We start from the raw sequence: 14,320 nt of genomic DNA, 5'->3' as shown, positions 1-14,320 counted from the left end.
TTATTGAAGAAGACACCTAATGCAGGACTTATTTGAGTAATAACTAATGCCGAATAACAAAATGCCGGCACTTGGCCGGCATCAAACTTAATTCAGTATTTATTACAGGTAACGGGCAAAGGCACTGCCATCCTTTTGTGGTTTCAAAGGCATATCGATCGCTGGCGTCCCCAGGTACAGGAAACCGACGATTTGATCTGTGACCTCTAACCCCAATGCTGTATTAACGGTTTCATCAAACGCAAAATTGCCGGTGCGCCAGATGCCACCCAACCCTTGAGCAAATGCGGCCTGCTGCATCGCCATCACCGCACATCCGGCCGCTAATTGCTGTTCCAGCTCCGGTACCTTTTTGATATCACTGCGGGTTTTGGCTACCACAGTAATAACCATAGGTGCCCGCAAGGGCATATTTCCCGCCTTGGCAATGAAGTCATCGTCTTCACCCGCCTCAGTCGCAGCGGCGACAAAAACGTCGGCCAGACGGTTCAATCCCTCACCGGTCGCAATGATAAATTCCCAAGGTGTCAGACCACCATGATCCGGCACTCGGGCGGCAGCATCCAAAATGACTTTCAGTTGCGCTTCACTTGGCGCTGGCGCAATCAACCGCGGACAGGATTGACGTGTCAAAAGAAGAGTTAAAGCATCCAAAATTAAGTCCTTTAAAACAAAACGCTCTGTGAGCCTAGCATAACAAATTCGCCGCTAATGAAAATGGTTCAACGAATCAACTGCCAACAACTCATCCAGTTACGCCACTAAGATCATCCAAATCACTGATCAGCTCGTCCAGCTTGCGCTGAATATGTTGTCTTTGCTTGGCAGTCATCTCCTTGGCAACTTGTACCAACATCTGTCCCAAACGTTTGCTGTTGGCATTGAGTTGTTGCTGAAACGCTGGTGAACGCAACTGTTCTGGAGTTGTCAGCAGAGATTTCAAACGTGTCCTTAACTGAGATTGGTCATGGCGGTTATCCAGCGTGTCAACAAACTGTGCATACCACTCATCACGGTAATCCAGCCATAACCTTATTACTTGTAATCGTTGCTGATTGTAACTGTGTACCAATTGCTGTTGTGGAACGGTCAAGCGTCCAATCCAGTCTTCTAGCGTGTCCTGTAACCGTTCGTCGGCATCGCCAATAAGTTGTTCTGGTGTTTTATGCTGATAGCGCTTGTGTAGCTTTTGTTGGTCTTTGCTGAGCTGTTGCTTAATTTGCGCGACTTGCTGCGCATCGAACGAGGCCACCAGCGGGACAATATCGTCGAACGTCTTGGAAAATATTCGCAACCAATGTTGGCGAGCCTGATCGGTAAAATTCGAAAGAAATTCGGGTGTTAGCGTTCCCTGTTGCAGCGCCGTGCGTAGCGATTTCAGATCTGCACTGTATCTTGGTAACTCCTGTTTGCGATGCCATACCAGAAAGGACTGCAGCGCTTTGTCAAACTGCCGCTCCTGGGCATCATTTAACGTGACGTAATCATCCAGCCGCCACTCAATTGCCCAGTCGAGGAAGTGATATGTCATTTTGGTGGAACAGGCGGTTAACGTCAGCACCGTTCCCAGTAACAACCATAGTCGTCTCATCCGTCGGCATGTCCTTGATAACGGTCGGCGCCGCTGGCCGGGATAGAGTTCACTCTCCTATAAGTTGTCGGTAGTTGTCAAACCAGCCGAAATACTCACGGCCATCGCGGCATTGACCATCGGCCATTTGTAATGCCCAGGCACAGGAATACAACCAGAAGATATCCATTGCCGCCGGTAGCGCCTGCTGACTACCGATGGTCAAACAAGGATGATCTGAAAGATATTCGCCCATTAACCACTGGCGCGCATCTGGAGCTAACTGATGACAAGCGATAACACCAGCAAGCTCAAACAGTGGATGTGAGCTACAACAATACTCAAAATCAATACAAAACAATTGGTTATTATGCAATAACAGGTTATGAGCACTAAGATCGCGATGACAAAATTGATGTGAGACTAAGCAGGCATCCAGAAGGTCAAACCGACGGGACAGTGACAACTGCTGCAGCCACTGAAGTCGTTGCAGCCACTGTTGCGCAGCCCAGGTCCCCGCCCCGGCATAATTGCCAGTTGCGGCCATTTGTTGTAAGCGGCTTAAGTAAATTTCCCATTGCTGCCTCAAACTGATATCCAACATTGGCTTTGGCAACTGTTGGAGTCCCTGCATTAACCTTAACAGCTGTTTGGCCGGATATAATGAAGTTGGGTCTGGGGTAGGAACATCGGGATCCAGATTAAGTGCACTCCCCGGTAATTTATGTGGTACCTGTGCCGCAAGTTGCCGCCAAGGCACATAATCACGACCAAGCCCCGTCGCTGACTCTGATAACCAATCACTGAGGTAAAAGTGTTTTTCAGGATCGACCCAGTAGAGTTTGGGTGCCAACCCGGCACATTCGGCTAATTGCCAACAGTCAATCTCGTTGTTTCGATCGCAGATCTGGTCGGTAACGGGTGAATTGAGTCTGAGTAACAGCGATTTATGCTCAAATACCAGCCGAAAACTGCGATTACTCAAACCCAACGGCTGCGACTCGATGAGCTGCGGCTCAGGTAAAGACAAAGTCCGCAATGCCGCAGAAATAGGCTCAAAGAGTTTGCCGCTAATCTCGTGCAACTTCATCAATGATTTTCCAGCAATGGACGCTGCTCACGCCAATTCGCCCGCCACATAAAATAGCCCGCCACGGCCAGTACCACGTACAGCACAAACAACAACGAGGTCAGCATCAATCCTTTGCTGACATAGAGGTAGATGGAAACGGAATCAATCACCACCCAATAAAGCCAGTTTTCCAGCACTTTTTGGGCAACTAACCATGTGGCCATCACCGCAAAACAGGTGGTGGCAGAATCCAGGTAAGGAAATGAGGCGTGGGTATGATTTGCCATAAACCATCCCACCGGGAGTGATAATAATGCCGTGCAGACAATCAATAGCAGATGTCGTGGCCACGACCAGGTGCAAACGGCAAGCTCCTGCTGCTCATCACCGCCGCGACGCCACATCCAGTAGCCATAAAGCGCCATCACCATGTAATACACATTCAGAATCGACTCCATCAGCAGTGACACTTTCCAGAACAGTACAGTGTAGATAGCCGTACTCGCCAGTGCAGCGCCCCAACACCAGGCGTTAGCTTTCATTGCCAACAGCAGATAGGCCAATGCCAGCAACACCGCCAGCCCTTCCCACAGATTCATACCTTCTGCTTCAGCCACCGCCTGATTGATTATCTGCCATACCTCAGTCATCTTCAGGTCCTACGCGTCAGATCAAATTCACCTTCAAGAAATTTGCAGACAAATATGGCTTTACCAAACTGCTCATAGGCGGCTTTCATCTCAATAGAAAGCATCCGCATCACCTCATCAAACTCACCACTGACCTGAGTTGATAACGAATTGGTGACCCTTTCTACTCCGGGATAACTGTCCAGTCGTTTGATCAGCCAACGAATGGGATCTTTGTAATTGTCATGTAACGGATACATGCTGATATCAACGGTCAGTTTCATAACTTACTCCTTGAGAAAGTCCCGGCGCTAACACCGGGACGGTGCAATTACATGAATTTCAGCTTGAACGTGACACCTAACTGACGTGGGTCGCCATAGCGGATATACTGCTTATCTGCCCAATCTTGATCCGGTTCATTGCCAAAATAAAAGCCACGAACCCCATACTGCTTATCAAACAGATTCCGGCCCCAGAAATACAACGCCCAGCTATCCGCATCATAACCCACTTTGGCGTTGACGATGGCGTAAGGCTTGGACTGCGAATCGTTGCTGTCAGAATAGTAGAACTTACTCTTACCGCTGGCATTAACGTTAGCAAACCAACCGTTATCAGCGTGCCAACTGGCACCTAGGCTGTAAGTCCAACGAGGCGAATTCGCCAACTCGCGACCACTTAAATCGACCGGATTACCGTATGAATCCTCATAGATATAAGTGCCGTACTTGGTTTTCAGGTACCCGACACTGCTGTATAACTCCAATGTGTCGGTGGCGTACCAGTTAGCTTCCAGTTCTGCACCATAGTTACTTGAACTACCGGCGTTATCGGTGAACAGAATAAAGCGCTGCGGATCGACAGGATCCTGAATTGATGCCGAGACCTGCTGATGTTGACGATCCATATAAAACAGTGCGAGGCGGCTGCCAGCTACGCCATCAAACCACTGTGATTTTAAGCCCAGTTCGTAGTTGTAAAGAATTTCAGTATCAAACTGCTTCTTATCAGACAGAGATGTGGGTAACGTCATATTGAAGCCACCGGCTTTGTAGCCTCGGGCAACCCGTAAATAAGCCTCCTGTCCTTGGGTAAGCTGTTTTGAGAGCGCAACATGGCCACCCCACATGTTTTCAGATGGGCTGAAGTTATCATTGTTGCTATCACTGTAATCGCTACTACGCTGTTCGAGTCGCAATCCCACCGATAAGCGATAACCTTCCCCCAGATCAGAATCTAGCTGTCCAAATACGGCATAGTTATTGGCACTGTATTTAGACTGCAGCACTTCATCCGGCCAGCCGTTATATTCAGAGTACAGGTCGTTATCTTCAGCCAAATCCATCAGATAAATTCCCGCGAGCCAGTCGGTGGTGCCACCGAAAATCTTACCGGCATCATTAGAGGTGATGCGGAACTCCTGGGTCAATGTGCGGCGGTTGCCTTTCTTATCCCACCAATAGTTATACTCACAGGCTTCACCATCGCAATCCAATGCCGCCCAGTAGTCTGGGTTTGCCCAATCACCATCATAGCCGTTATCAAAATGCGTTTTAGCCCAGCTACTCAGCGAGATCAGTTCAAACTGATCAAAACCACTGTAGGTGAGTTTTAAACTGGAGCCGGTAGTGCGCTGGTTATCAAGACCAGGTTGATCTGTAAGGGTATTTTTACCATTGTTATCCAGCGTCCAGGCGTCATAACCGTCTTTATAATCGGCATGCAATACGGTGAGATCCGCTTGTAGATTATCGGTGGCATACCAACGCAGTTTAAGATGGCCGGTAAATTCATCACGTTGATTGGTGTCATCCCGGTTCAGATACAGGTTATTCATGTATCCATTTTGTTTATGTTGCTGTAGTGCCACCCGATAGAGCAACTTGCCGGAATCGGTTAGGGGACCAGAGCTGTAACCGCTAAGGGTACGCAAGTTATCGTCACCCAGTGACAACTCCAGCCCATGTTCCGCGACCTGCGTTGGATCATTACTCTTCAGGTAAATCAATCCGGCCAGTGCATTCGCACCATAGCGGGTGCCTTGCGGACCACGCAGCACTTCAAACTGCTGCAGGTCGTACATACTTGCCACCATTCCCAAACCTGACAGGTCAATATCATCGACAATAAAACCTACGGAAGAATTGGGAGCACCTTTGTAATCTTCCTGCTCACCCACACCACGGATCTGAAAATAACGAGGTCTGGCAGTTGCCCCTGACCAGTTGAAATTGGCGACGTTATTGATCATATCTTCGAAGTGTTCAGCCCCCTGATCTGCAATACGCTGCTGATCGATAACAGTGACACTTGATGGCGTGTTGTCTACCGTTGTGCCGCGAAAATCTGCACTCACCACCATCACTTCTATTGGCTGTTCATCGGAAGATTTGTCAGTCGTATCTTTAGTATTGTCGGCGGCGAAGGCTGCTGGGCTTAACGCTAAATGCACCGCGGCAGCGATAACACAGGGGTAAAAAATTTTAGACATTTGGACCTCAAATATTTGCATGTTTGAGATCCGGCTTTGGATAAGCGAAGTGATAAGTACACAGATTGTGGCCCATTCCTACGCCGGTACTAGCCGGATCAGGTTCTAAGGGTTCGTCGTAAGACATCTCAGTTCCCTAAAAAAACAGGCGAACACCCCTTGGCGCGAGCAAGTATACATAAATTTGTTAACAAAGAAGAGCCATTGTTGTGATATTTGTCCCCCTCGTTTTCGTTCGATGATTCAATGGTAATCTATCGAATATTGAGCCTTATGGCTTGGGTAGATTTGGCACGCGACAACCGATGCAAACAGCTCGGCTTCATCACACTCATCGGAGATGTCCAACAATCAGGATAAACATCTCTAAGTCACAAAGGGGACGTATAAGTGTGCTAAAAAATAAGCATGCCTGCCGGGCAGCTAACCACAGCAGGCTTGGACACACATCACATATATTAGTAGCGGTAACTGACACTGCAACGCAGCATCCGTGGTTCTACCGGATGATAGTGCAAATCTTCCACACCGCTGTCATCCTCACCGGACAAACGCGAGGTATACCAGTAGTCAATATCATGCTCATGGCTATTAAATAGATTGAGTACTTCCACTTTGAAATCCCAATCACGATAACCATACCCCAGAGACAAGTTGACTAAGGTTGTTGCATCCGCTTGATGTGCTTTAAAGCTGTCTAGTACTCTTTTGCCGAGATATCGTAATCGTATAGCAGTGTGTATGCCCGCTGCTGCAGGCTGATAGTTTATGCCAGCACTGGCTACCCAAGGGACAGTACCATCAACATATTTACCTTCCAGCGTTACATCTTCAGTAAATCGGGCACGGGTAACGGCAATTTCTGCATCTACGCTGAGTGCATCATTGAGCCAATAATATGCAGAAATCTCGGTGCCGTAGCGTCTGGATGCTCTACTGGGTTCAGTCGTACCGGCATCACCAACATAAAGCAGTTCTGAATCCAAATCTAAATACCAGAATGCTGCGGAAATATTGATGTATTCTCGATCAAAATAACGAAAACCAAGTTCAGCGCCAGTGGAACGAACCAGTAGATCCACTTTGTCCTGAGGCTCACCGGTAACCGGATCCACCTTGATAGTGGCGCCTCGCGCATCGTTAGAGTGAAAGCCCTGCCCGGCACTGGCATACAATTCCAGATCATCGCTAACCAGGTAGGATAGCCCGCCTTTCAGACTCCAGATCCCGTCATTCGCGCTACCACTATTGAGCATATTATCGCTGTCAACATCGGCGTTGTAATAGTCATAGCGAGCTCCGAGCCTTAGCTTCAACGCGTCACTCACATCGGCTTCCAGTTTAGCAAACAGCCCTGTGGAAAATTCATTAACCGCATCATCTCGCACGGTGCCGATACGCTGACGCTGCTGTGTGTGATACAACGCGACCTTGCCAATGTGGTCATAGCGGGTTTCAGCTCCCGCCGTCACATTGGTGTTAATGCCAAGGGGTGAAACGGCCCAATCTCGTGCCAACTTACCGCCCCAGATCTCCCGGTTATCCACTTGCTGAAACTCATCACCATCCTGTGGATTATCGAGAAAATAAGTGAAATTGGAAAACAGGTTCAAACGTGAGCGGATAACATAAGCGCTGGCGCGCCAGTTAGCATCGACATATTGTGACGACAAACTATAACGACTCGAATCCCCGCCCAAATCAGTGTCTAATGAACCGTACTCATCAATGATACCAGCAGTGACCGCACGTTCAGGGATCTGATCGGCTGAGTTCCAGTCGTTACTATATGCCATCGCGGTGACCGCCAGTTGTCCATTACCCAAGTGTGTCAGATAACGGCCAACAGCGTTCACTTTACGGACATCTTCCTCAACGTCTATCCAAGGGCCTTTATATCCTTGTAATTCAGTGCCATAAATAAACTTATTGTCTTGCCACTGCTGTTGTCCGGTTGCTAGCAGTCGCTGGTATCCATATTGACCCAACGTCAGCTGTACCTGTCGATAAGGCAGATCATCTGTTAAAGCAATGTCTGCCGAACCCGCGCCGGAGAAATCCCCAATTTCTGGATAATATGCCCCTTTGTAATAGTGGATCTGGCCGATTAGCTCCGGAATAAGGAAATTAAGATCGGTATACCCTTGTCCATGACCGTGGCTGCGCATGTTGATAGGCATACCATCAACCGTTGTCGCAAAATCGGTGCCGTGATCTAAGTTGAATCCCCGTAAAAAGTACTGGTTGGCCTTTCCCGAACCGCTGTGCTGAGTCACCAGCATCCCCGGTACAAATTCCAACACTTCCCCTGTGCGCAGTAATGGCCGGGATTCAATCTCCCCAGCGCCGACAATTCCCTCTGAGGCTGAACTACTCTGCCCGAGCAGATTAACTTGCCTTCCAAATACCGCAACACGTTCAATAGGTTGTTGATTGGCTGTGGCGCTTTGGGATTGTCCGGCATCATCGGCATGAGCGGTGACAGCGCCACACAGCAGTGGTAGTCCACAAACGATGGGTGACAACAATTTCATAAAATATTTTTGTTTAGCAGTTAGCGTGTAGGAAGCAGTTTAATGATGACGAGTATTACTAAAATTGATCAAAGTCATACTTGGTATGATTTTTATATTTTTTGTAATACTATTTATGCAAAAAATAGCCTGTTTTTTATTTTAGTTTTATTAATCAGTGTATTAAAAATTACGATATGATTATTTTAAAAATAGTAATATTTTATTTTTATTGCGGATGAGTTTAGTGGCAATGAGATGATTTATTCCCCCTATCCGAGAACCGGTTTATCTCCCAGGGGAATGCTTTTGCAATTTGCGCTGCAACGTCCGACGATGCAATCCCAAAGCTTTAGCTGTGGCAGTAACATTGCCATCATGCGCCAGCAAAGTGCGCTGGATATGTTCCCATTCCACCTGAGCTGGCGTCATGGGTTTAGGCGATTCGGTGACGAGGCCGGTTGTAGACCCCGATAACCGTTGGATGATTTCATGCAATCCCACTGGCTTTGCCAAGTAATCAGTAGCACCTCGCCGCATTGCTTCTACGGTAGTAGCGATGCTGGCATAACCGGTAAGCATAATGAGCTGGGTGGGATTGAAATGTGCTTTCAACAGCGGAATGCCGTCTAAACCGGACTCTTGCTCTAGCATCATATCCAATAAAATCGCATTCACCTGCTGTGCGGGCTGTTGCAGTGCAGTAGCCACTGAGGCGTAAACAGCAACCTCATAGTTCCCAGTCTGCTGCAGACGTCGTTGCAGCACTTGCAGATACGTACGATCGTCATCGATCACTATGATTTTTTGCATGAGGCTCCAGCGGCAATTCAACATAAGTGACTATCTTATCGTCGCGGCGATACCAATTGACCTTTCCATGAAATTTTTCAATGGTCGCATTCGTCAGCACCGCGCCCACGCCATGCCCTTTTTCACTGGGCAATAAGCGGAAACCTAACTGCGTTAACAACGCTTGTGACACGCCGACCGCGGAATTTTCAATTTTCAACGTCCAATAATCCACAGTCGCTTCTGCGTAAACATCGACTTGGCAATGCGATTGTGTCTGTGCGGCTTCACAGGCATTGATAATAATATTGGTCAACGCCGGGAGCAGCGTGCCGTCCGCCCGAATTTCCCCATAAGGCGCCATATCTTGCCAATACCAGTTTATTGGTGTTTCCGGTCTGGCTAATAACAGCAGATGTTGTAATGACTGCCACAGATGTGTTAACGCGTATGGTCGCAATCGCGCTGCTCGCACTTCATCAGCAATAGAACGCCAATTGCGTAATTGATATTCGATGCGGTGTAACTGCTGATCCAGTTCTGTGAGAACAGAGCCTGGCGTTTGCTGTTCCAGTAACTCCTCAATCAATAACCGCATCGACTGCACCGGCGTCGCTACATCGTGAGTTAATTGGGCTGCTGCAGTACCAATGGCAAGTAACTGTTCATTTCGCAATTGCCGCTCTCGCAGTCGATGAATGGCTTGTTCTCGTACCGCGAGCTGCTCACGCAGGTACCAAACGACAGCGGCAACGAGTATGGCGGTCAGCACAAAACCTATCACCATACCGTAATAGTGACTTGTCATGACTCCGGCATGTTCACCATGCCGCGGCAATAGCCATAACTGACTGATTTGAGAGGCAAGACTCACCGCCAATACCGTTGCCGCTGACAACCAGGGCAGCAGCATAAAGGCCAAAACCACCGGCAACAATAACACGGCATTAAATGGATTACTGGCAGCACCGTTGGCCGCAATAATGCCATTAACCAACAGCACTTCTGTTAACAACAGCAGCAACATCCAACGCGGTGACGGGCGTTGCCACAACAACATCACCAGCAACAGTATCATTACGTATTATTCCGTTATACGTGGTTACCACAGCATACCTTAAAACGAGTAGCTGACGCCAAATTCAAGCGAACGCCCAGAACCTACCGTTTGATTGAAGCCTACACTGCTGTCAGCTTTGTAATCTGCAATACTGACACCACCTAATGGCAATTCGTAGTAATGATCCAGCAGGTTATTTAAAGCCAGACTCAGTGTGACCTGCTGCCACTTAATGCGACTAGTAAGATTAATCAGCGAATAAGCAGCGGTATCATTTTCCAGGCGTCTCTGATCGACGCTGTCCTTTGCCGCCACCCATTGCCACACGACGCTGTTTTGCCAGCTACCCAATTGTTGCTGCAACGCCAGTGCCGTCTGCAATGGCTTAATCTGATAAAGCGGTTCGTTGCTGTTATCTCGTTCACCATGCGTGGCACTGATACTGGCATCTAACTGCCATGATCCAGACAGATTATCCGCCAGCCGGTAACCGGCATTAATGCGTGCGCCGTAAAGTGTGGCATCCAGATTGATAAACTGCAGCAGGTTACGCTGTCCACCCGGCAGGCCGCTTTTATTAAAGGTTCCAATAACTTGAGCATCGATATAATCCTGTACCTTGGTATACCAACTGGTCGCGGAAAATTGCCAACTCTCGGTATTGGCTTTGTAAGCAATACTCAGCGTTCTAGCCGTTTCAGGCTTCAGATTGATATCACCCACATAGCCATTTCCATCACCGAACCAACCGATCATCGTGGATGCCATTACGCCCTGGCCCCAGCTATAACGCTCATAAAGATTAGGCGCCCGATTTTTCTGTGCTAATCCAAACTCCAGTTGTTGAGCTGCAGAGAGCTGATAGCGGGTCATCAGCGTGATATCCAACAAGTTATCACTGCGTTTATGGTTGTTGTCGTTAAAAGCTGAGGCGGCGGTGGCGTCAACGTTGGTCATGCCCATCATCGACATTGAATTATAGGCTTGCACTTCACCAGCATTGGTCATGACATACTCGTAGCGGCCGCCCAGTGACCACCACCAATTTGGATTTAGATGTTGCTGCCATTCACCATATAGCGCAGCTCGTAAACGCCGCCCATTATTGATATTGACGTAGTCATTCGGCCCCATCATGGATGAGCCAGTCACTGCGGGCCAGTCATCATCTAGGTGGTAATCGTACGTTTCCTGCCCCAGCAGCAACATGCTGCTACTACTCATGGGTAAACGCCAGTGCAGCTGGTAGCTATAATCATCACCATCAGTGTTCATCGGCATCATCCCGGTTTTCTCCGGGGTGAAGAATCCCATCTTATGGGTGACAGTGTGCCAGTTTGTTTGCGCACTAAACTCGCCATCATGATTAAGTTGTTTTAAATAACGAGCTAACACGCCATAACTGCGGTTATCCGTCATATCCATGTATTGATTGGCAAACCCTTGAAACGGGATATATTGATGCGTTAGTTTCAAGGAAAATTGCTGTGTGGCATCGAGCCAAGCAGCAGTCAGCACATGGTTTTGCGAACGGTACAACGTATCCAAGACCTTATCGCCGTTACCATCCTTATAGCTATTAGCATCTTCATATGCCCCCTGATAATTCAGACTGAAATTGTGACTGGCTAACTCCGCACCGACACCCAACAACAAAGCATCATTGATACTGTGGTAACCTGCTGATATATAGCCACTATTCCATTGAAGTGAGTCACTTTCTGAAAACTTGGGATTGAGACTACTGATTTCAATCACACCGGCAATATTGTCACCTCCGGCACTGACAGGTGAGACACCGGCAACCACATTCGCATCGGCTACTTGACTGGCTGAGATATAAGACAGTGGTGGATTCATCTGATTAGCACAGGATGCAGTAACATCGTTACCGTCTATCAGCACCTTAACACGATCCCCCATCATGCCATTGAGTATGGGGAGCGCCGATACACCTCCGGCTTCAGAAAAATCTACCCCTTGTTGTTTTAATAGCGAATCAACCGCGCCTAATGTGCCATGATGCGCTGGCTGCTGACCTATCACCTCGAAACGTTCAACAGACGCCATACTGTCGGCTTCGTCCGCCCATGCCGAAAGACTAAAAGCAGCAGTCATGGCCATCAGCATTGTGCTGGCTTTCCAACCAGAATGTTGTACATAAAAATTCGTGTAGTCACTCACAATAATCACCTTAAACGTCAGTCACCTGTAAAAATTGTGCGCATTATAACGAGAGCTTGATCACATAAGGCGCGGCATATTGTCGCACCCCGACCAAAGATAAATTGGCGCGTGATTTGTGGCGCGATTTATTGCGTCACAAAGGAGTGGTAGGCTAACGCGGATTGAACCTAACCTGCCAAGAGATGATATAACCCTATGTCCCATCACCAGACTGACAGTACGTTGCTGGATAAATTGTATGATTTGCTTACCGGTGAACACGGTGAGCGCGTCAGCAAGGACATTGATGAACGTGCTGCCAAAGATCAACCGCATAATTTCTTCAGTTACCTCACTGCTAACTGCATGGGCAAAATTGCCGATGAGATCAGCAGTGCACGCTTAATTTTACCCTGGTTGTTTGGCTTACTTGGGGTGCCAACATTTTATACTGGCTTATTAGTGCCACTGCGAGAAGCCGGCGTGTTAATTCCTCAATTAGCCGTTGCCGCAGCAGTGCGGCGCCTGGCTTACCGCAAATATGTGTGGCTGGTGGGGGCGTTGCTTAGCGCAGTGAGCCTATTTGGTATGGCATGGGTGGCCATCAGTCACCATGGTCACACCGCAGGTATATTGATCATTTTGATGCTGCTAGTTTTCAGTCTGGCACGCGGACTATGTTCTGTCTCCGCTAAAGACGTGCTGGGAAAGACCATTGCCAAAAGTCGGCGGGGACGGCTAATGGGACTGAGCAGCGGCATTTCAGGCGTTGCCGTGTTAGCAGTAGGCATTTGGCTGGGAACCATAAACCTTAAAGACGCCAGTGTCGGCCTATTTGCCGGCCTATTGTTGGCAGGGGGAATATTATGGTTGCTGGCTATCACTATATTTGCCGCAATTAAAGAACCTGCCGGGAACACAGCGTCAGAGGGCCGTACCATTTTCGCAGCATTACAACAATTAAAGCTGCTGAAGACTGATAAACCGTTTCGTCACTTTGTTATTGCCAGAACATTGCTCCTTTCCGTGGCGCTGGCACCACCGTTCTACGTGTTACTCGCCCAGGCGGTAGCGGGGACGCAGCTGACGGGGCTAGGCATTTTGATCATTGCTAATGGGCTTGGGACGAGTCTTGCCTCACCATTTTGGGGATATCTGGGCGACCACTCCAGCAAACGGGTGATGATGATCGCCGCATCGGGCGCTGCGCTGTTAGGTATTATCACCTTTGTGGGCGTCACTTGGCATTGGGCTTGGCTTATCAACCCATACGGAATCGCCGTATTGTTTTTTGTGCTGAATATCATGCACGGCGGAGTGCGCCTAGGACGCAAAGTTTATCTGGTCGATATGGCAAACCAGGAGACTCGAGCAGCTTATGTTGCCGTTTCCAATACTGTTGTCGGCGTGCTGATGTTAAGCGGTGGCTTTGTCGGGCTTCTCGGAGACTGGTTTGGTGCCGTGGCCGTGGTATTACTACTCGCATTAGCGGCACTCGGAGCCGTGTTTTATCTGCGCACGCTGCCAGAAGTCAGTGAACCATAACATCGATGATGTGGGATACGAGAGAAAACAATAAGCTGCTGTATGCTTAAACGATGAACTCGATAAAAAATCGCTGGAGGTAGCCTTGAAATTTATCACGCTGTTATTGGCATTACTGATTATTGGTCTGATGCTTTATAAGCAGCTAGAGGGGCTCAATCACCCAGTTTCGAGCGCGAGTGATGTCACCACAACCAACAGTGGTGTGCCCCTGGTGCCAACTTCGCCAAAAGATCTCAACACATTTGCATCTCAGGTAAATAAACTCGTCACAGATTCTGCTGCTCAACAGCAGGCGCAAATTCAACAGCAACTTGATGAAAGCAATGGCAATAAAAAGCAGCCCTAATAGGCTCTGTGACGAAAAAGGCGCCTTAAGGCGCCTTTGGCTTAGTTATGTCTTGTCCCGTCCTGAAATACGTTGACATAAAGAGGACTTCTTTATGGCGACATCAACTAACTCAAGCCGTAAGCGCACG

General features: G+C 48.4%; 12 protein-coding genes and 1 riboswitch. Of the genes, 2 read left to right on the top strand and 10 right to left on the bottom strand.

Annotation, left to right across the window (positions count from 1 at the left end; genetic code table 11):
* Positions 1 to 102: 102 nt before the first annotated feature.
* The 10 genes from PY479_RS04435 to PY479_RS04390 all read right to left on the bottom strand — a co-directional run bounded on the left by PY479_RS04435 (position 103) and on the right by PY479_RS04390 (position 12,248).
* On the bottom strand, positions 103 to 654 hold the full coding sequence (locus PY479_RS04435) for an NAD(P)H nitroreductase (protein WP_212596144.1): 552 nt from the start codon (positions 652 to 654) through the stop codon (positions 103 to 105).
* Between the two features lie 91 nt (positions 655 to 745).
* Complete coding sequence (locus tag PY479_RS04430; protein WP_275483015.1) at positions 746 to 1,591, bottom strand: DUF6279 family lipoprotein; 846 nt, start codon at positions 1,589 to 1,591, stop codon at positions 746 to 748.
* Between the two features lie 49 nt (positions 1,592 to 1,640).
* Positions 1,641 to 2,660 carry a phosphotransferase gene (locus tag PY479_RS04425; RefSeq protein WP_275483014.1) on the bottom strand — a complete coding sequence of 340 codons (1,020 nt, stop codon included), beginning with the start codon at positions 2,658 to 2,660 and terminating at the stop codon, positions 1,641 to 1,643.
* Positions 2,660 to 3,292, bottom strand: a complete 633-nt coding sequence (gene pnuC / locus PY479_RS04420; RefSeq protein WP_212596141.1) for a nicotinamide riboside transporter PnuC — start codon at positions 3,290 to 3,292, stop codon at positions 2,660 to 2,662. The genes PY479_RS04425 and pnuC overlap by 1 nt, the downstream gene beginning before the upstream one ends.
* A 2-nt stretch (positions 3,293 to 3,294) precedes the next feature.
* The gene (locus PY479_RS04415; protein ID WP_212596140.1) at positions 3,295 to 3,555 is read right to left on the bottom strand and encodes a hypothetical protein; all 261 of its coding nucleotides are present in this window, start codon (positions 3,553 to 3,555) and stop codon (positions 3,295 to 3,297) included.
* A gap of 47 nt (positions 3,556 to 3,602) precedes the next feature.
* Positions 3,603 to 5,765 carry a TonB-dependent receptor gene (locus PY479_RS04410; protein WP_275483013.1) on the bottom strand — a complete coding sequence of 721 codons (2,163 nt, stop codon included), beginning with the start codon at positions 5,763 to 5,765 and terminating at the stop codon, positions 3,603 to 3,605.
* A gap of 58 nt (positions 5,766 to 5,823) precedes the next feature.
* A riboswitch (TPP riboswitch) is annotated at positions 5,824 to 5,935 on the bottom strand.
* Between the two features lie 288 nt (positions 5,936 to 6,223).
* Positions 6,224 to 8,299, bottom strand: coding sequence for a TonB-dependent receptor (locus tag PY479_RS04405; protein ID WP_275483012.1), 2,076 nt, complete (start codon positions 8,297 to 8,299; stop codon positions 6,224 to 6,226).
* A gap of 267 nt (positions 8,300 to 8,566) precedes the next feature.
* Positions 8,567 to 9,091, bottom strand: a complete 525-nt coding sequence (locus tag PY479_RS04400; protein ID WP_212596137.1) for a response regulator — start codon at positions 9,089 to 9,091, stop codon at positions 8,567 to 8,569.
* Positions 9,066 to 10,148, bottom strand: a complete 1,083-nt coding sequence (locus PY479_RS04395) for an ATP-binding protein (RefSeq protein WP_275483011.1) — start codon at positions 10,146 to 10,148, stop codon at positions 9,066 to 9,068. The genes PY479_RS04400 and PY479_RS04395 overlap by 26 nt, the downstream gene beginning before the upstream one ends.
* Before the next feature lie 39 nt (positions 10,149 to 10,187).
* Positions 10,188 to 12,248, bottom strand: a complete 2,061-nt coding sequence (locus tag PY479_RS04390; protein WP_275483130.1) for a TonB-dependent receptor — start codon at positions 12,246 to 12,248, stop codon at positions 10,188 to 10,190.
* A gap of 264 nt (positions 12,249 to 12,512) precedes the next feature.
* Between PY479_RS04390 and PY479_RS04385 the strand changes: the two genes are divergently transcribed.
* Entirely contained in the window at positions 12,513 to 13,841 is a 1,329-nt protein-coding gene (locus tag PY479_RS04385) for an MFS transporter (RefSeq protein ID WP_275483009.1), read from the top strand.
* 85 nt (positions 13,842 to 13,926) lie between these two features.
* Positions 13,927 to 14,190, top strand: coding sequence for a hypothetical protein (locus tag PY479_RS04380; RefSeq protein WP_275483008.1), 264 nt, complete (start codon positions 13,927 to 13,929; stop codon positions 14,188 to 14,190).
* The last annotated feature ends 130 nt before the right edge of the window (positions 14,191 to 14,320 follow it).

Origin of the sequence: Shewanella sp. A32, assembly GCF_029167175.1 — a bacterium.
GTDB lineage: Bacteria > Pseudomonadota > Gammaproteobacteria > Enterobacterales > Shewanellaceae > Shewanella > Shewanella yunxiaonensis.
This window is presented reverse-complemented; position numbering and strand designations above follow the sequence as displayed.